This window comes from Arthrobacter sp. H5, assembly GCF_000520595.1.
In the GTDB taxonomy this organism is placed as follows: Bacteria; Actinomycetota; Actinomycetes; order Actinomycetales; family Micrococcaceae; genus Arthrobacter_D.
The window spans coordinates 36,490-54,199 of sequence record NZ_KI914997.1 but is presented as its reverse complement, the minus strand read 5'-3'; the positions used below and the strand labels follow the sequence as shown (position 1 = coordinate 54,199).

At 62.6% G+C, this 17,710-nt stretch carries 20 protein-coding genes and 1 pseudogene; 9 read left to right on the top strand and 12 right to left on the bottom strand.

Features of this window, described 5'->3' with window-relative positions; all coding sequences use genetic code 11:
• Nucleotides 1-409 precede the first annotated feature (409 nt).
• Both Y708_RS24645 and Y708_RS0112025 read left to right on the top strand, forming a co-directional pair.
• Nucleotides 410-1,939: an NCS1 family nucleobase:cation symporter-1 gene (locus tag Y708_RS24645; protein WP_051478944.1), complete on the top strand. Its 1,530-nt coding sequence runs from the start codon at nt 410-412 to the stop codon at nt 1,937-1,939.
• Nucleotides 1,940-1,971: 32 nt separating this feature from the next.
• A complete protein-coding gene (locus tag Y708_RS0112025) occupies nt 1,972-2,706 on the top strand; it encodes an aspartate/glutamate racemase family protein (RefSeq protein WP_028280129.1) in 735 nt (244 codons plus the stop codon).
• 139 nt (nt 2,707-2,845) lie between these two features.
• Here Y708_RS0112025 and Y708_RS0112020 read toward each other — a convergent pair whose 3' ends face one another.
• Both Y708_RS0112020 and Y708_RS0112015 read right to left on the bottom strand, forming a co-directional pair.
• Nucleotides 2,846-3,490 (bottom strand): DUF3105 domain-containing protein, encoded by a 645-nt coding sequence (locus tag Y708_RS0112020; RefSeq protein WP_028280128.1) that lies wholly within the window; start codon nt 3,488-3,490, stop codon nt 2,846-2,848.
• A gap of 75 nt (nt 3,491-3,565) precedes the next feature.
• Nucleotides 3,566-4,204 (bottom strand): DUF305 domain-containing protein, encoded by a 639-nt coding sequence (locus tag Y708_RS0112015; protein WP_035776161.1) that lies wholly within the window; start codon nt 4,202-4,204, stop codon nt 3,566-3,568.
• A 108-nt stretch (nt 4,205-4,312) separates the two neighbouring features.
• On the opposite strand from Y708_RS0112015, the gene Y708_RS0112010 reads away from it, so the two are divergent.
• The 3 genes from Y708_RS0112010 to Y708_RS0112000 are packed head-to-tail and all read left to right on the top strand — an operon-like array spanning nt 4,313 to nt 7,191.
• Nucleotides 4,313-4,624 (top strand): metal-sensitive transcriptional regulator, encoded by a 312-nt coding sequence (locus tag Y708_RS0112010; protein ID WP_028280126.1) that lies wholly within the window; start codon nt 4,313-4,315, stop codon nt 4,622-4,624.
• A 33-nt stretch (nt 4,625-4,657) separates the two neighbouring features.
• Nucleotides 4,658-4,882, top strand: a complete 225-nt coding sequence (locus tag Y708_RS0112005; protein ID WP_028280125.1) for a heavy-metal-associated domain-containing protein — start codon at nt 4,658-4,660, stop codon at nt 4,880-4,882.
• A gap of 17 nt (nt 4,883-4,899) precedes the next feature.
• A complete protein-coding gene (locus tag Y708_RS0112000) occupies nt 4,900-7,191 on the top strand; it encodes a heavy metal translocating P-type ATPase (protein WP_028280124.1) in 2,292 nt (763 codons plus the stop codon).
• 90 nt (nt 7,192-7,281) lie between these two features.
• On the opposite strand, the gene Y708_RS0111995 is transcribed toward Y708_RS0112000, so the two are convergent.
• A complete protein-coding gene (locus Y708_RS0111995; RefSeq protein ID WP_028280123.1) occupies nt 7,282-8,247 on the bottom strand; it encodes an EamA family transporter in 966 nt (321 codons plus the stop codon).
• A 218-nt stretch (nt 8,248-8,465) separates the two neighbouring features.
• Entirely contained in the window at nt 8,466-9,959 is a 1,494-nt protein-coding gene (locus Y708_RS0111990; RefSeq protein WP_028280122.1) for a GntP family permease, read from the bottom strand.
• A 158-nt stretch (nt 9,960-10,117) separates the two neighbouring features.
• Here Y708_RS0111990 and Y708_RS0111985 point away from each other — a divergent pair, with 158 nt between their 5' ends.
• Together Y708_RS0111985 and Y708_RS0111980 are read left to right on the top strand one after the other, a co-directional pair.
• Nucleotides 10,118-10,846 carry a FadR/GntR family transcriptional regulator gene (locus Y708_RS0111985; protein ID WP_028280121.1) on the top strand — a complete coding sequence of 243 codons (729 nt, stop codon included), beginning with the start codon at nt 10,118-10,120 and terminating at the stop codon, nt 10,844-10,846.
• Nucleotides 10,839-11,615 (top strand): SDR family NAD(P)-dependent oxidoreductase, encoded by a 777-nt coding sequence (locus Y708_RS0111980; RefSeq protein ID WP_028280120.1) that lies wholly within the window; start codon nt 10,839-10,841, stop codon nt 11,613-11,615. Before Y708_RS0111985 ends, Y708_RS0111980 begins: the two co-directional genes overlap by 8 nt.
• 29 nt (nt 11,616-11,644) lie before the next feature.
• Here the strand turns inward: Y708_RS0111980 and Y708_RS24640 are convergent, their stop codons facing one another.
• The 3 genes from Y708_RS24640 to Y708_RS0111965 are packed head-to-tail and all read right to left on the bottom strand — an operon-like array spanning nt 11,645 to nt 13,993.
• Complete coding sequence (locus Y708_RS24640; protein ID WP_035776159.1) at nt 11,645-11,980, bottom strand: hypothetical protein; 336 nt, start codon at nt 11,978-11,980, stop codon at nt 11,645-11,647.
• A 39-nt stretch (nt 11,981-12,019) separates the two neighbouring features.
• Nucleotides 12,020-12,610: a hypothetical protein gene (locus Y708_RS0111970; RefSeq protein WP_028280119.1), complete on the bottom strand. Its 591-nt coding sequence runs from the start codon at nt 12,608-12,610 to the stop codon at nt 12,020-12,022.
• Nucleotides 12,611-12,655: 45 nt separating this feature from the next.
• On the bottom strand, nt 12,656-13,993 hold the full coding sequence (locus Y708_RS0111965; protein WP_028280118.1) for an MATE family efflux transporter: 1,338 nt from the start codon (nt 13,991-13,993) through the stop codon (nt 12,656-12,658).
• 71 nt (nt 13,994-14,064) lie between these two features.
• Between Y708_RS0111965 and Y708_RS0111960 the strand changes: the two genes are divergently transcribed.
• Nucleotides 14,065-14,418, top strand: coding sequence for a hypothetical protein (locus tag Y708_RS0111960; RefSeq protein WP_028280117.1), 354 nt, complete (start codon nt 14,065-14,067; stop codon nt 14,416-14,418).
• A gap of 12 nt (nt 14,419-14,430) precedes the next feature.
• Here Y708_RS0111960 and Y708_RS0111955 read toward each other — a convergent pair whose 3' ends face one another.
• The 3 genes from Y708_RS0111955 to Y708_RS0111945 form a co-directional block, all read right to left on the bottom strand.
• Entirely contained in the window at nt 14,431-14,706 is a 276-nt protein-coding gene (locus Y708_RS0111955; RefSeq protein ID WP_028280116.1) for a type II toxin-antitoxin system RelE family toxin, read from the bottom strand.
• Nucleotides 14,703-14,987, bottom strand: coding sequence for a type II toxin-antitoxin system Phd/YefM family antitoxin (locus tag Y708_RS0111950; RefSeq protein ID WP_028280115.1), 285 nt, complete (start codon nt 14,985-14,987; stop codon nt 14,703-14,705). The genes Y708_RS0111955 and Y708_RS0111950 overlap by 4 nt, the downstream gene beginning before the upstream one ends.
• A 103-nt stretch (nt 14,988-15,090) precedes the next feature.
• Nucleotides 15,091-15,732 (bottom strand): TetR/AcrR family transcriptional regulator, encoded by a 642-nt coding sequence (locus Y708_RS0111945; RefSeq protein WP_028280114.1) that lies wholly within the window; start codon nt 15,730-15,732, stop codon nt 15,091-15,093.
• Nucleotides 15,733-15,801: 69 nt separating this feature from the next.
• Between Y708_RS0111945 and Y708_RS31420 the strand changes: the two genes are divergently transcribed.
• On the top strand, nt 15,802-15,930 hold the full coding sequence (locus Y708_RS31420; protein WP_275451108.1) for a hypothetical protein: 129 nt from the start codon (nt 15,802-15,804) through the stop codon (nt 15,928-15,930).
• Here Y708_RS31420 and Y708_RS0111940 read toward each other — a convergent pair.
• A complete protein-coding gene (locus tag Y708_RS0111940) occupies nt 15,927-16,802 on the bottom strand; it encodes a DUF4031 domain-containing protein (protein WP_028280113.1) in 876 nt (291 codons plus the stop codon). The two genes, Y708_RS31420 and Y708_RS0111940, sit on opposite strands and share 4 nt — an antisense overlap.
• 273 nt (nt 16,803-17,075) lie before the next feature.
• A pseudogene (locus Y708_RS24635) lies at nt 17,076-17,489 on the bottom strand (DUF4031 domain-containing protein); the annotation flags it as partial.
• Nucleotides 17,490-17,710 lie beyond the last annotated feature (221 nt).

Sequence of the window (17,710 nt, the reverse complement as noted above, 5' to 3'; positions counted from 1 at the left end):
CGGGCGGCCGCCGCTTTTGTCGTCGGCGGGCAAAATGCGGGGGAGCAACCTGGACATTGGTGAGCGAAATTCAGCGCCCGGTTGTCCAGATTGCTCGGTTCGACGTCCAAGTTGCTCACCGAGGGTGACATTGCAGCTAAGGGTTGATCTATATTCCGTATTATGGAATTTACATTCCCTCTTGCGGAATAATTCAATCGCACCTACTCTGGACATTAGCGTTCAAAGGTGAGCGCAGTCACTATCCGGATTCAACGCCGCATCCACCGCTCAACCCGGCGCAATCATGCGCCAGCGGCCGTACCCAACCCACGGTGCCGCCGTCGTCCATATGAATACGGTCGCCACCACCCGACCACCCCATTTTTGACGGATGCATTGACGCACCCAAAAACAGGACAGGCAGACTATGAAAGTCATCCCCGAACCCGCTCTTACCGAAGAGGCGGCCGCAGCCGCCAAGGCCGACGCCGCAGCAACCGCACAGGGCCTCCACCACATCAGTCCCCGGTTGTACAACCAGGACCTGGCTCCCACCAAGCGCGAGGGCCGCAAATGGACCAGCTACAGCATCTTCACCCTCTGGGCCAATGACGTACACAGTCTGGGCAACTACGCCTTTGCCATCGGGCTTTTTGCGATCGGGCTGGGCGGCTGGCAGATCCTGCTGGCTCTGGGCCTCGGCGCCGTTCTGTTGTTCCTCCTCCTCAACCTTTCCGGCTACATGGGCCACAAGACCGGCGTTCCATTCCCCGTGATGAGCCGGATCAGCTTTGGCATTCATGGCGCACAGATTGCCGCAGTTCTTCGCGGTGGCGTTGCCATTGTGTGGTTCGGAATCCAGACCTACCTAGCCTCAGTTGTGCTCCGCGTGTTGCTCATCGCTCTGGCGCCGGGCCTGGCGGACCTGGACACCAACAACGTCCTGGGACTCTCCACCCTTGGCTGGGCGTCCTTCATTGCACTGTGGATCATTCAGGTGATTATTGTCAGCTACGGCATGGAAATGATCCGTAAGTATGAGGCATTTGCCGGACCCATCATCCTCTTCACCTTCGCCGCCCTGGCCGTCTGGATGTTCATGGAAGCCGGCGGTTCAATCGCCCTCACCACGGACAACTCACTGACCGGCGGTCCCATGTGGTTGGCCATCCTGGGCGGTGGCGCACTGTGGATCTCCATCTACGGAACGTTTGTACTGAACTTCTGCGACTTCACACGTTCCGCCGTGACCAAGAAGGCCGTCACCAGGGGCAACTTCTGGGGCATCCCCGTGAACATGCTGCTCTTCGGCGCCATTGTGGTGGTCCTCGCCGGCGCCCAGTTCCGGATCAACGGAACCATCATCGAAAGCCCATCCGACATTATCCAGACCATCCCCAACACGCTCTTCCTGGTGCTCGCCGGCCTTGCGCTCATCATCCTCACCATCGCGGTGAACCTGATGGCCAACTTCGTGGCACCGGTCTACATGCTGGCCAACCTGTTTCCCAAGCACCTTAACTTCCGCAAGGCCGGCATCATCAGCGCGGTGATTGGCCTGGTGATCCTGCCGTGGAACCTTTACAACAACCCCGTGGTCATCGTGTACTTCCTCGGCGGACTCGGTGCGGTCCTCGGCCCGCTGTTCGGCGTGGTCATGGCGGACTACTGGCTCCTCCGCCGCGGCCGCATCAATGTGCCGGATCTGTACACCGAGCGGACCGACGGCACCTACTTCTACAAGCGCGGCTACAACCCCCGGGCCATCGCAGCGCTGGTTCCGTCCGGCCTCATCGCAATCCTGATCGCTTTCCTGCCGGCGTTCTCAGCAGTGGCACCGTTCTCCTGGTTTGTGGGCTCGGGATTGGCGGCGATCTTCTACTTCGCAATCGCGGACAGGACAAAAAAGTACGACGACGTCTCAGGCGAGGCGATCGCCGTCGCCAGCGTTCACTAAGATCAGCGTTCACTAAGACTGAAGGAGCAAAGATGCGGATACTTGTAGTCAACGTCAACACCACCCAGTCCATGACGGACGCAATCGGCGCGCAGGCCCGCGCCGCGGCCGGGCCCGGAACCGAGATCGTGGCCCTCACGCCCAACTTCGGTGCCGAATCGGTCGAGGGCAACTTCGAAAGCTACCTGGCCGCTGTCGCCGTGATGGACAAAGTGCTCTCTTACACCGAGCCGTTCGACGCCGTGGTGCAGGCCGGCTACGGGGAACACGGCCGTGAGGGACTCCAGGAACTGCTCGATGTTCCCGTGGTGGATATCACCGAAGCGGCGGCCAGCACCGCGATGTTCCTAGGCCATAAATACTCAGTGGTCACCACGCTGGACCGTGCAGTTCCGCTGATCGAGGACCGGCTCAAGCTCGCCGGGCTCTCGGACCGGTGCGCCTCCGTACGGGCCAGTGGCCTGGCGGTTCTGGAGCTGGAAGCGGACCCTTTGCGAGCCGTCGAAGCTATCGTTGAACAGGCGGAATTCGCGGTAACGCAGGACAAAGCCGAAGTCATTGTGCTTGGTTGCGGTGGAATGTCCGGACTGGGTGAACAGATCCGCCTCCGTGCAGGGGTGCCGGTGGTGGACGGGGTGAGTGCCGCCGTCGTTATCGCTGAATCGCTGGTGCGGCTGGGACTGACGACTTCGAAGGTACGCACCTTCGCGCCGCCGCGCACCAAGCAGGTGACCGGCTTCCCGCTCACGGTGACGTCGCCGGTCTGACCGCGCATCGATCGCATTCCGGTGGTCGACCAAATTCGCTCCCGCGAGTGCGTGGAGACCTGGCGACAAGTGGCGCGAGGTCTCTACGCGGGCCGCGCGACCCTTGGTCGACCACCGGAGAACGGGATCAGTCGATTGCCTACGCGGAGGGGTTGATTCCACCCGAACAAGCAGCACCCGGCTCGCGGGTCTGCTCGCCCTGCACATACTTCTCAAGGAATGCGGCAAGGCGTTCGTCATCTGCGCCGTCGACAGAGAGTTGCAGGCCCCAGGCGGACGCCATGACCGGCGCTTCCTGTCCCTCGTAGGGGCTGAGCAGGACATACGTGCGTGAGCCCACCAGTTCGGTCAGCGCGTCAATCTCGGACTGAGCGGCATCCGCCGGGTACGTGATCCAGACTGCGCCGTGCTCCATCGAGTGCACAGAATTCTCATTGGGAATTGGCTCCGTATACACACCGCAGTTGGTCCAGATGGCGTTATGGTCCCCACCCACCGGAGGCGTTTGCTCATACTCGACAGGGCCGTCGACGTGGTTGGCGCTCAGGTCCTCAAACGTTTCCACACCTTCAATGTCGGCTGCAGCAAGGTCCTCCAGCCGGTTGTTCTCCTGGATCTGACCGACGATCACGATAGCCACAGCCACAATAATGGCTACGATCACCAGGCCGATTCCGCCAAAGATCAAGGTGTTGCGTTTGCGCTCGCCAGCGCGCTGCTTGGACTGGATGGCAACCAGCCGCGCCTGGCGGTCTGCGTTTTCCTGGGCTCGCTTCTTGTTCACTTAGCCAATTCCTTGTTCACTGCGTAAATTCCTTCTGCGTAAGGGTGTCCTGGATCAATCTACCGGTCAGTTGACTCATAGATCGTCCAGCAGGTCCTGCATGGCCTGGATTTCGGACTGCTGTGCCGTGACCATGGTCTCAGCAAGGCGCCGGACCTGCTGCTGTTCTGCAAGGTCAACGCCGGCCTGCGCCATGTCGACGCCCGCCGTGTGGTGGGTGATCATCAGCTCCAGGTAGAGCCGCTCTGCATCCTCCCCCGAAGCGGTGGGCAGCTCCTCCATTTGTTCGGGCGTCGCCATGCCGGGCATCAGTCCCTCTTCGGTCAGCATGTCTTCACCTCCACCGGGGTGGTGGTCCGTGCCCTCCATCCACTGCATGCGTTGCGCTGCCGTGGACTGCGGGAGACCCCAGCTTTCAAGCCAGGAGTACATTTGGCCCACCTGATGCTGCTGGGTGGTGGCGATGTCGTACGCGATGGCGCGGACGACGTCGTCATCCGTCCGGTCACGCACAAGCAGGGACATTTCCACCGCCTGCGTGTGGTGAACCTGCATATCGCGCGCAAAGCCCGCGTCGGCACTATTGGTGCCCGGATGCTGGGGGGCTGCTGCCACCCGGCCGGCGGTGAATGCGAGTGCAAACAGCGCAAGGATCACCAGCCCCAGCAGGCCAATGAGCACACGCTTCTGCCATGGCTCGAAGTTCAAAATCATGAGGGATTGCCTTTCGTGTCTTCCTCTTCAACGTTGGGCATCCCGCCCTGTGTTCCCATTGATACCCCCATAGGGTATAGTGGTGGATGTGCGCTCAAGGAGAACCCAATGACCCAGACAACCACCCAGCACGGATACACGGCTGACAAGGATGCGTACCTCCGCAGGCTCAAGCGTATCGAAGGCCAGGTACGCGGAATTGCGCGCATGGTTGAGGAGGACAAATACTGCATCGACGTCCTCACCCAGGTTTCCGCGATCAACAAGGCCCTGCATGCCGTGAGCATCGGACTGCTGGAGGAACATATTGCGCACTGCGTGGTCGGAGCGGCAAACGAGTCGCAAGCCACGGGAAATCCCGAAATTGTCAACGAAAAGGTCCAGGAAGCATCAGCGGCGATCAGTCGTTTATTGCGGTAAACCCCCAGTTTCATCCCAATCAAGGAGTAAACCATGAGCACCACCACCGTCAGCATCTCGGGCATGACCTGCGGCCACTGCGTCGATTCAGTCAGCGAGGAGATCAGTGCAATTGATGGCGTCCAGAGTGTCAACGTCGATCTGAACAAGGGTGGCATCTCCACCGCCACCGTCACCTCCGCCGGCGACCTTGACCTCGAGCAGATCGGCGAAGCAGTGGCTGAAGCCGGCTACCTCGTGGTCTCCGATCACGCGTAACTGACAGGAACCCTTCCATGACGGCCGAGCCCACCACCACCCGAACCGTAGAACTCGATATCCAAGGCATGACCTGCGCTTCCTGCGTGGGCCGGGTGGAACGCAAGCTCGGCAAACTGGACGGCGTGTCGGCGAGCGTCAATTTGCCTCTTGAGTCAGCCGTGGTGACTGTCCCGGAGAGCGTCTCCGACCAGGACATCCTGGACACAGTCAAGGCCACGGGCTATTCGGCGCAGTTGAAGCAGCCTGCGTATCCAAAGACACGGCACGACGGCGGCGGGTCGGCTTCCGGCGACGATCCGGACCCAGCACTGGATGGCACAGGCCCGCAGGCTGACTCTCATATGGCGCATGGCGGGACGTCTTCCCAGTTGCGCCCGCGGCTCATTCTGGCCGCAATTTTGACCGTTCCCGTGTTCCTCATCTCAATGATCCCCGCCCTCCAGTTTCCCCACTGGGGCTGGGTGGTGTTTGCCCTGTCCACTCCGGTGGTGACCTGGTCCGCCTGGTCTTTCCATAAGGCAGCAGCCATCAATGCACGGCACCTGTCCTCCACCATGGATACCCTCGTGTCCATCGGCGTCACGGCGGCGTACCTGTTCTCCAGTTGGCAGCTCTTCACCGACCCGCTGATCACCGAGCATGTGGGCATGGCCATGAGCGAGCATGCGCTCTACTTCGAGGTTGCCGCCGTCGTGGTTACCTTCCTTCTGCTGGGACGCTTCCTGGAGGCAAACGCCAAACAGCGTGCCGGGGATGCCCTGAAAGCCCTGCTGAGCCTTGGCGCGAAGGAAGCCACCGTACTGCGCGAGCAGGATGGCCGCCGCGTCGAGGTCAAAGTACCCGCCGATTCGCTTGCACACGGTGACGAATTTGTGGTCCGCCCCGGTGAGAAAATTGCCACCGACGGCTTTGTGGTCGAGGGGCAGAGCGCAGTGGATACGTCCCTCATCACGGGTGAGTCCGTTCCCGTTGACGTGACCGTGGACAGCACCGTCACGGGCGCCACCATCAATACCTCAGGCCGCATTGTTGTCCGGGCCACACGCGTGGGCAGTGAAACCACGCTCGCCCAGATGGGCCGCCTGGTCAGTCAGGCGCAGAGCGGCAAAGCGCCGATTGCCCGGCTCGCGGACCGGATCAGTTCCGTGTTTGTGCCAATTGTCCTGGTCATAGCGGTGCTCACCTTCGTGTTGTGGCTGGTGCTGGCCGGAGACCTGGAGTCAGCATTCACCGCCGCCGTTGCAGTGCTGGTGATTGCCTGCCCGTGTGCGCTGGGGCTGGCAACGCCCACCGCACTGCTCACCGGCACCGGCCGAGGGGCACAGTTGGGCATCCTCATCCGCGGCCCGCAGGTCCTTGAAGACACCCGGACCGTAGACACAATCGTGCTGGACAAAACCGGCACAGTGACCAGCGGAGCACTGGCGGTGACCGACGTCGTCGTGCTTGGTTCGCAGGACCGCGCACATGTGCTGGCGCTGGCCGGTGCGGTGGAGTCCGCGAGTGAGCACCCGATTGCCCAGGCCATCGCCGCGGCCGCTGGCGACCATCCCCCGGTGACCGGGTTCCACAGCGCCGCAGGAGGTGGCGTGCGGGGAGTGGTGGACGGCGTCGTCGTCATCGCCGGCCGGGCAGGTTGGCTGGAAGAGAACAACGTCCTCCTCACGGACGCTCACCGTGCGGCGCTCGCGCAGGAACAGGACGCGGGTGCAACGGCCATCTGGGTGGCGATCGACCGGGAGGTTGCCGGACTGATCAGTTTGAAGGACACGGTCAAGGAGTCCTCAGCGGCGGCGATTGCCCGGCTGAAGGCGCTTGGGCTGCGGCCCATGCTGCTCACCGGGGACAACGCCGCCGTTGCGCGGCTTGTCGCTGCGGAGGTGGGCATAGCACCCGGGGATGTGATGGCCGAAGTGCTGCCCGAAGGCAAGGTGGACGCCGTCAAGGCGCTGCAGGCGGCCGGGGCAACGGTTGCGATGGCCGGGGACGGGGTGAACGACGCCGCCGCGCTGGCTCAGGCCGACCTTGGCATTGCAATGGGGTCAGGCACCGACGTCGCAATCGAGGCGGCGGACCTCACCGTCATGGGCAACAGCCTGGAGCAGGTGGCCCAGGCCATTGAGTTGTCCCGGAGAACCCTTGGCACCATCAAGAGCAATTTGTTCTGGGCCTTCTTCTACAACACGATCGGCATTCCTGTGGCGGCGCTGGGGTTGCTCAACCCCATGGTGGCCGGGGGCGCGATGGCCGCGAGCTCCGTTCTGGTGGTGGCCAACTCCCTGCGGCTGAGGCGTTTCGGCAAGTAGCCCGGGTGTCAGCATCGACTCTCCCCAAAGTGACCGCTTGAGCCCCAAAAAGGCCCTGAAAAGGTCACTTTGAGGAGAGTCGATGCGTGGTTAAGAGGGACGCGGAACGGGCTCGACGGCGTTGGGCTGGGTGTGCGCGCTGATTTTGGGCCTGCGCAGCTCATCAAGCCGGACCAGAGCCACTCCCGCAACGATCAGCGCTCCTCCCACAAGCTGGATTGGGCCAGGCAGTTCGCCGAGCATCAGCCATGATGCAAGCACGGCAAACATCACTTCGGTGAGGCCAACAAAGGACGCCACCTTTGAACCGAGCCCCCTTGCTGCAATGATCCCCGTGACGTAGGACAGCACCGTGGAGATCAGCACCAGGCCAAGCACCGGCACCATCCAATGGGTCTGCCAGCCGGCGAGCACCACGTCTTGGAATTCGAAGGTGAACGGCATGACGCCCAGCAGCCCCAACACCAGGATGGTAAGGGCGCCCACCACCATTCCGCCGCCCGCCATGATGAGGGGTGGCAGATCGTCGTCGACCTTTGCTGACATGAGGAAGAACACCGCCAGGCACACCGCGGCACTCAGGCCGAACAGAACACCGATGGGATCCAGGCGCTGTTCCCCGGTAAGGTCGAGCACCAGCAGCAGCCCCAGCATCGCCGCCACCGAACCGGCCGCGGTGAGGCGGTTCGGAGCCCTGTGGGAGCGGATCCACAGCCAGCCCACAATGAGGATGGGTGCCAGATACTCGAGCAGGAGTGAAACGCCCACGGACATCCGCTGCACAGCGCTGAAGTAGAAGAACTGGCACAGCGCGATGGCGACAACGCCGTAGATCGTGAGCGTCAGTCCGTTTCCGCGGAGCGTGCTCCACCGTCCGCGGAGGGCTACCAGCACCGGTACAAGCAGGACCAGCGCGGCGCCGCCAATGCGCACGCCCACCGCTGCTCCTGGACTCCAGCCGATCTCCAGGAGCGACTTTGCGAAAGGCCCGGAAACACCGAATGCGGCCGCGGACAGGATGGCGAACCACAGACCGGTGACGGCACTGCTCCTCATGAACGTCTCCCAAGTGTCATAACCAAAATGTATCTATGGTCATGACGTTAGCCCTGATCGCTGTCAGCAGTCAAGATGACTTACGGTCATGTCACCCACAAAAACTGCCCGGAGATGCAGCCCCGACGTTTCGACCCGGCGGCCCTGCACCCCAAGGCAATTTCTACGTAGGAGCGTGTCCAGTTATTCCCGGCAGAACCTCCACGGCCCAACCGGACTCAGCCAAGAATCCAATTGGCAATGAACAGCAGCGGAATTGACCCTGCCCACACCGCTGTGGTGATGCCGGACCAACCGCGGAGGGCAGCCGTTCCCTCCAGCCCCGTAAAGCGGGTGACCACCCAGAAATAGGAATCATTGAAGTAACTGAACACCATGGATCCGGCGGTACAGGCAAGGGCAGCCACCAGCGGATCGATGCCGAGGGAACCCACCAGGGGTGCCGTAACCGAGGCAGCGGTGATCATGGCCACGGTGCCGGAGCCCTGCGCAATGCGGACCAGCGTGGCGATGAGGAATGGCACCAGGAACGCCGGGAGGGCCGTGGCCGCAATGGCTTCGGCAAGCGCGTCGCCAACGCCGGAATCGCGCAGCACCTGGCCCAGGGCCCCGCCGGCGCCGGTAATCAGCAGAATCAGGCCCGCGGATGCTGCCGCATCAGCAAACCAGCCCTGCACCTTGGTGCGCGGAGTCCAACGTGGCAGGAGGAGGTAGACGGCCAGCAGCACTCCGATGACCAGTGCAACAACGGGGTTTCCGACAAAGGCAAAGGGAACAACCCAACTGGACGGCTCGTACTCACCGCCCAGGGTGCCCTGCGCGTTCTGGTCAATGGCGCCCGTAACCGTGTTCACGATGATGAGCAGCAGTGGCACAAGAAGCGGCAAGGAGCCAAGGAAGGCCCCGACCTTATGCGGCTTGGCCCCGGCCGGAGGCGTGCCCAGGTCCACTGCCGGATCGGCGGGAATGGAATCGTCATCGCCGCGGGGCTGGCCGTCGTCGTCGGTGGCAGTTGCTGCTCCTGAACGTGAGCTGCCGGAACCACCGGCGACCGAAACGCTGCCATACACGGCTTCGCGCACATGCTCCTGCACTGACGATTCAAGCTTAGGGCCCATCCATTTTGCGTAGAAGACCACAACGGGGAGCAGGATGACTGTGAACGCAAGTCCGCCAAGAATCAGCGCACCAAGGTCTGCCCCCAGGATGCCGGCAACCGCCAGCGGGCCCGGAGTGGGCGGCACCATATGGTGAGTCAACGTCATGCCGCAGCCCAACGCCAAGGCCAGTGTGACGTAACCGGCCCGCTTCACCCTCGCGATGGAACGTGCCAGCGGATTCATAATCACATAGCCGGAGTCACAGAAGACAGGGATCGAAACAAGTGCTCCCACGCTGCCGAGAGCCCAGGGCTCGCGACCTTTCCCGAATATGCGCAGGAAGGCCAGCGCGAGCGCGTTGGCGGCGCCAGAGACTTCGAGGATTTTTCCGATTCCCACTCCCAGCCCGATCACGATGCCGATCGAGGCGAGCGTGTTGCCAAAGCCCGTAGTGATGGAGTTGACGATTTCCAACGCGGGCTGGCCGGCGACGGCGCCGGTCACGATAGCCGCGATGAGTAGTGCTACGAAGGCGTCAAGCCGGGTGCGGAGCACCAGGACGATGATGGTCGCTATGCCAATGACCAACGCCAGCAAGAGTTGTAGATCCACGATGATTTACTCCTTGAGGACGGAACAGCGCCCGGGCGTCGGTGCCCGTGCACATTTGCGCCTGCACCGGATTGAATTGACGGTTTTAGCGCTGGCTGAAACACTAACACCACCTATAAGACATCTGACAAGTGTTTGGAGCAACGGGGAGGACGGTCATGGCCCGGAAGTCGCTGGTTCAGGGGGTCTTTGAAGACCTGCTGGAACGCATCCTCGCTGGCGAAATCGGACCCCACGACGCCCTTCCTCCGGAAGCGCAGATCGCCAAGGCCTCCGATGTCAGCCGGCTCACCGTGCGGGAAGCACTGAAGACCCTGCAGGCCCAGAACATCGTTTACGTGCGGCGGGGCTTGGGATCCTTTGTGAATCCCCCGGCCCAATGGACCGGTTTGGAAGCCATACTCCGAGCGGCATCGAGGGGTGTCGGTCCCAGCCAGGTGGCCCTCCGGCTGCTTGAAGTCCGGCGCATGGTGGAGACCGGTGCGGCAGAACTCGCGGCACTCCACTGCAGCACTGCGGAACTGGAACAGATGGACACAGCCATTCGGGATCTGGAGACAGCGCACCAGGCACAGGACCTCGACGCTGTCACGGCATCCGACCTGGCATTTCACGATGCCGTGTTCCGTGCATCGGCCAATCCATTTGTGCCCGTCCTCCTGGGGCAGCTTGGACAGCTTCTGTATGCAGCCCGCAGGGAAACCTCAGCCTTTCCGGAGGTACAGCGCCATGCGATTGAGCACCACAAGGCGGTCCGCAAAGCCATAGCCTCCAAACAGCCGGGAGCCGCCCGAAAGGCGATGGAGGCGCACATCAATCAGACGTACGAAGACTATGAGCATTACATCGGCAACAAGAACAAAACAGGAGTTGAGCAGCATGACTGAAACCACCGCCTTTCCATCCGCACGCACGGCTGTAATCACCGGAGCCGCCTCCGAACGTGGCATAGGACGCGCCACAGCGGACCTTTTGGCGAGCCAGGGCTGGTGCGTTGCCATCCTGGATATCGACGCTGACGCAGCCGCCCTTGCGGCGGAACACATAGCAGCCACGCACGGCGTTCAATCCATTGGAGTTGGGGCGGACGTCTCAGACCAGGAATCCGTCGAGGCAGCGATCGCCGCCGTCGAATCCTCCCTGCCTCCGATTGTTGCCCTTGCCAACATTGCCGGCATCAGCTCCCCCACCGAATTCATGAATGAAACCAAGGAGGCCTGGGACCGCGTCTTTGCGGTCAACATGACCGGCACCTTCATGGTGACCCAGCGGGTGCTTGCCGGAATGATCGAACGGAAACTCGGCCGGGTTGTCAGCATCTCCTCCATCTCCGCCCAGCGCGGTGGCGGAACCTATTCGAAGGTGGCGTACAGCGCGTCCAAGGCCGCCATCATCGGCTTCACCCGCGCACTAGCCCGCGAGATGGGTGAACACGGCGTCACGGTGAACTGCATTGCTCCGGGACCGGTGGACACCGACATCATGGGCGGCACCCTCAGTGAGGACCGGAAGGCTGCCATGTCCAAGGACATTCTCATGGGCCGCGTGGGCCGCGTGGACGAGATCGCTGCGCTGCTGGCGTTCCTGATGGGTGGGCAGGCCGGTTTCATCACAGCAGCCACCTACGACATCAACGGTGGGCTGCAGATTTCCTAACCCGCCGGCCAGGGGCGGCCCGGCCCGGGTCAGACAGCGCCGTCGTCGTTCTTTTTGCCTTGCCCCGGCCGCGGATTGCCGTCTTTGTCCAGGTTCCCGGAGCCCCCCGGAATCTTGGCCGACGACCGGTTGATTCCGGTGCCCTTACCCAGATGGTCGGCATTGGGCTTCTCAGTCATCATCAGCATCGCGCACACCACGAGTGAGGCGATAAAAGCGATACCGGCAGCAGTGAATCCGAGGTCCATGCGCGCCGCCTGATCGCCGCCGCCGGTGGAAACCACCGTGGTAACCGCACCGGCAATCACCGCGAGCGCGGCGGAAAGGATGAGGGGCCCTTTGACGCCTCTGGCCGTCTTGGACACGCTGTTTCTCCTCTGAATAATTCTACGATTGGTAGAAGACTAGTTTACGGCTTCGGGGCGGGCGCGCGAATCCGAATTTTCAAGCGAATCATGCCTGTAGCTCAGGCCGGCAAGTCCAAGTATGACGGCGGTGATCACCGCCCCACCCCCCGCGACTCCCATGAGGGCGTGGGCTCCAAGGTTCTGGAAAACGGGAAGCAGCACGCCCGTGAGCACAGAAATGGCTCCGACCAGCAGGAAATCCTTGGCCGCAAAATGTTTTCCGCGCTGTTGGAACCCGATTACCAACTCGACGACGCCGGCCAGCACCAGGGCCAGCGCACCCACTTGCGCAAACATCCGGTCCGTGTGGATCCACAGGTTGAGCAGCGCAGCTATAGCCAGCACTGCCGGCGCCGATCCGGCCAGCCACGTGGGTATTGCACCGGTGGCGCGCAGGCTTCGTTCTGCCCACAGCACTGCCACGCTGACAAGCAGAAGGTAGAGGCCGCCCGCAACGGACATCACATGGACAGAAGGATCGGTCCAGAAAATTGTCAAAACACCGAAGGCCGAAGCAACCGCTGCACGGAACAGGAAAGGCTTCCACAGCTGCGCGGCCTGGGCTGTATCCGGTTGCGTGGAACTCACTGACGGATCTCCAATGCGTAGAGGTGGACCTGGGCAGGCTTAACTCTACGCCGATCCGGTGACCATCCACCTGTCGTTGCGGACCCGCCAGCCAAGGGTCAGAGCCCTGGCGGCCATATAGCCCACACCAAAGGCAAACCAGAGCCACGCGATGCCGGTAGGTCCCGTGAGTCCCGCGCTAAAAACCCAGACCAACAGGGGAACATAGAGGACAAGATTGACGACGCCGGCGATCGCCAGATACTTCGCATCGCCGGCACCGATAAGCACGCCGTCCAACACAAACACGAAGCCGCAGATAGGCTGCGCGGCCGCGAGAATCCAAAGGCCGGCGGCAAGCGCCGCATGGACTGACTGATCCGTGGTGAAGATCCATCCGGCGAAGGGCGCCGCGGCCGCGAGCAGGACACCCGTGATCACACCGAACCCGAGACCCCAGGCAATCATGCGCCGGGTCAGAGCGTGGGCCAGCGGGCGGTCTCCAGCACCGAGTTCCTTGCCAATGAGTGCCTGGGCCGCGATGGCAATTGCGTCGAGGGCGAAGGCAAGGAAGGTAAAAATGGTCATCACCAGCTGATGGGCAGCCAGCGAAACCGGACCCTGCGCGGTGGCTACAAAAACGGTGGCGAGGATGGCGATCCGCAGGCTGGCCGTCCTCAGCATTAGCCACGAGCCCACGCTGGCCGTGGCCCGCAAGCCGCGCCAGGACGGCTTCAGTGTGACGGTGTTCTCCCGGGACAGGCGCCGAATGATCGCCAGGTACACCCCGGCCATCCCCCACTGGGCGATGCTGGTTCCCAAAGCCGAGCCCGCAACGGAGAGTCCAAGTCCGTACACCAGGAGGAAGTTGAGAACAATGTTCGCGGCGAAGCCCACCCCTGCGACCAGGAGGGGAGTCTTGGTGTCCTGCAGTCCGCGCAGGACACCGGTGGCAGCCAGCACCACAAGCATGGCCGTCAAGCCGGGCATGGAAAAACGCAGATAGTCGACGGCAAAACGGTGCACCTCGCCCTCGGCACCCATCAACGTGGAGAGTGCAGGCGCCAGCATCCAGCCGGCCACCGAGAGGACCACGCCCAACACCAAAGCCAGCCCCACGCCGTCGCGCCCTGCTGCCAGCGCATCCCTGATACGGCCCGCGCCGAGGAATCGTGCGACGGCGGGAGTGGTTGAGTAGGCAAGGAAGACCATGAGCCCAACGGCTGTCTGCAGCACGGTGGAGGCAAGTCCCACGCCTGCCAGCTCCTCCACCCCAAGGTGCCCAACGATCGCCGAGTCCGCCAGCAGGAACAGGGGCTCGGCGATCAGCGCCCCGAGGGCAGGCACAGCCAGCTGCAGGATTCTGCGGCTCAGCTGGCGGTTGTCGGGGACGGTTGACTTCACCTGACAAGCCTATGCTTCTCCACCGACGGTTTAGGGTGGAGGGACTAGTCGCAAGCGATAGAGGGAAAGTGATGAAAAACGGCGTAGGACACTTAATTGTGGGCGGCGCATTGATCATTCTCAGTACGTTTTTTGTTCCGCAGGGCATTTCGGGCTTCGCCACCGCGGCCGCCCGGGAGGAACCCGTGCAGTCCGGCGCCGGTGTGCTGCTGGCCATCGGCGCGGTCATGGTAGTTGCGGCAATAGTGTTATTGGCCCGTGGTCACTTCCTCCGTAATCGGAACCGGATCAGTGTAGCCACGTACGACACCCGGGAAGACGAGGACATCACCAGCTCGCGGCCGGGATACTTCAAAGACAGGCCGGCATGGTTTGACCACCCGACTAATCACATGGGCAAAAACTACGGCCAGAAGCGGGACTGACTCCGCGGGCCCTCAAGCCCTTCGGTGGGTGTTCCCGCGATGAGTAACTGAGATGACGTCAATCACCAGCCTCTGCTCGATGATCCGATAGATCACCCGGTAGTCGCCACGCCGGGCAGAGTACTGAGGGAACAATGGTTCCCTCAGCTGTTTTCCGACCCCGTGGGGATTGTCCCGGATGGCTCCCATGATGAATTCGAAGGCGGCAATTGCCACAGGCTCGGGCAAGTCATGGCTGAGCGCCCTCCGTGCAGATTTCGAGAACCGGACCTCATAAATCGGATTCACCCCTTCAGACGGCCGGATTGGATCATGGATTTGCGCACTGTTTCGGCGTCAACCGTGCTTCCAGCTCCAAGATCCCTGAGTCCTGCCCGAATCGCGGTCAGCACCTCAGGGTTGCCCAATATCTCCAGGGTTTCGATCAGAGAGTCGTAATCCTCGGCGCCCAGAAGCACGGCGGCACGGCGCCCATTGCGAGTGACGTCGAAGCGCTCGTGGGTGATGGATGCAGATTCGACGATCTTGGAGAAATTGGCTCGGGCGTCGGCAATTGAAAGTGTCGTCATGTACAGAATTATAGTGTTAATTAGAGCGCTTGGTCGCGTGAAGGACGGTAACGTCAGCGGGCAAGGAAGGCTTCTTGGACACAAGCTCCCGGCCGAGGAGGATTCATAGTCCCTTGTCCACCATCTCCAGCAGTCTTGAAACGGCGAACTGCCGTTGCTCCAAGGACAAACCCCGCAGCGGTCCGTCGATCACCAGAATGGCGAGCCCGTGCACCGAGGACCACGCCAGGAACTCAGCCCCCAGCCGCCGTTCCTGTGGAAGAACGCCGGCTTCCATCAGCCCGTCCAAGGCCGCGGACAGCAGCTGGAACGGGGTCTTTCCGCTGGCGCCGGCCGAGTCGACTGTCGCAGCATCCCGCACATCCACGTGCCCCGCGAATGCCGTGCGGAACAGCCCGGGTTCCGTCTGTGCAAATCTCAGATAGCCCGCTCCCACGGCACGCAGGCGCGCCCTCGCGACCTCCGCCGCGCCGTCGTCGTTCCCCTCCCGAACCGACCCCAGTTCCTCCTCGATTGCACAGGCGAGTGCCGCCTGCGCGGCCATGGATACCGCGTGGAGGAGCGCATTCCTGTCGGCAAAATGCCGGTAGGCGGCGTTGGGCGTCACGCCGGTCTGACGTGTGGCTTCGCGGAGAACGACGGCGGCCGGCCCCCCTTCGCGCGCGAGTTCCGTCCCGGCGTCGATCAGCGCTCGGCGGAGGTCGCCGTGGCGGTACGTGCTGCGTCCGGCCTGCTGCAAATCCACCTCCCTTTTCGATGTGAACACTGTAGACAATTGTGCCATGGCAGGCGCTGCGCGGGGCAGAATGGTGGGATGGCAGAGATCCTCCCCCTGACCGCTGAGCAGCTCCACTGCCCGGCGTTCTTTGACCTGCTGGGTGAAGCGGCGGGACAGGACGACCACGCGCTGCGGCGAATAACGGCCGGCCAGCAAAGCGCCTAGCTCAGCTCACCCCGAAGATTTACCCTCGCCCGTTCCAGCCATATCGCCCGCGCCCGGCCGGTTCGGTACAGCGGTTCCAGCGCAAGGAGGCGGTGTACGACGGCGGCGCGCCCCTCCGCAAACGCATCGTCGGGGACGTGGGCATACTCTTCGCGGACGGCGCGGAGGTACCGCACATAGCCAGCGGGCGTCCGGCCGAGGACAGCGAGATCGGCGTCGCACAGCAGCTCGCCGGTCCGGTCCCCCGCAAGAGGACTGTGTGACGACGTCAACCGGACCAGGCGGACAACCTCCACCGCATCGGTCGGAGAAACTACCCGGTCCAGGCACGAGGCTGCAAGTTCCGCCGATGCCTCCTCATCCTCCCCCGCAACCCCGTTGTACACAGCGTCGTGAAACCAGGCGGCCAGCCGAACCCGCAGGCGGGCGCCGTCGTTGTCGTGCTCTTCAAACAGCCGGTCGAGAGCTTCCAACACATCGAGCAGGTGTTCCGGGGTGTGATAGCGGCGGTGGGGCTCAGCCCAGCGGTCCATCATTTCCTCACCCAGAGCCGGGCAACCGGGCAGCAACTGATTCCAGCGGGACAGCAAGGAGGCGCGCAACCGATCCGGGCGGAGCCTCCCAGGAACACGCAGCCCGCTGGCAATGAGCGTCCTGACCAGGGTGCCGCCGTCCACCTCGCGTGCTCCCTGCGCAACCAGTGCAGGGTAGCGGCGAGCGGGGACGTCATAGTGGTCAATGTCGAACGCCCGCTCAGGCACACCGGCCGTGGCAGCGAACTCGTGCAGCTCCGCGAGGGACGTATCCGAGATCAGATGGGAGAAGTGCGTCCCGTGCGCCGGCCACAAAGGCGGGTCGATGAAAATGGCCACAGAACCCACCTTAAACGGTCTGTACACTCGGCGGTCCATATGCCATTGTTTACAGTGTTCACATAGGCCATCGGCGGGGTCAGGCGGGATGTCCCCGGAAGCAGGCGAAATGTGATGCTCGGACGACTGTATCGCGACGAGATGAACCATCCTCTTGATCTGCAATCAACACCTCAACCAACCGAAACGAGGACTCCGTGAACACAACAATTTTGGCCATCGGCACCAAGAAGGGGCTGTGGCTGGCCACCAGCGAGGACCGTCAAACGTGCGGTCGAGAGCTTCCAACACATCGAGCAGGTGTTCCGGGGTGTGATAGCGGCGGTGGGGCTCAGCCCAGCGGTCCATCATTTCCTCACCCAGAGCCGGGCAACCGGGCAGCAACTGATTCCAGCGGGACAGCAAGGAGGCGCGCAACCGATCCGGGCGGAGCCTCCCAGGAACACGCAGCCCGCTGGCAATGAGCGTCCTGACCAGGGTGCCGCCGTCCACCTCGCGTGCTCCCTGCGCAACCAGTGCAGGGTAGCGGCGAGCGGGGACGTCATAGTGGTCAATGTCGAACGCCCGCTCAGGCACACCGGCCGTGGCAGCGAACTCGTGCAGCTCCGCGAGGGACGTATCCGAGATCAGATGGGAGAAGTGCGTCCCGTGCGCCGGCCACAAAGGCGGGTCGATGAAAATGGCCACAGAACCCACCTTAAACGGTCTGTACACTCGGCGGTCCATATGCCATTGTTTACAGTGTTCACATAGGCCATCGGCGGGGTCAGGCGGGATGTCCCCGGAAGCAGGCGAAATGTGATGCTCGGACGACTGTATCGCGACGAGATGAACCATCCTCTTGATCTGCAATCAACACCTCAACCAACCGAAACGAGGACTCCGTGAACACAACAATTTTGGCCATC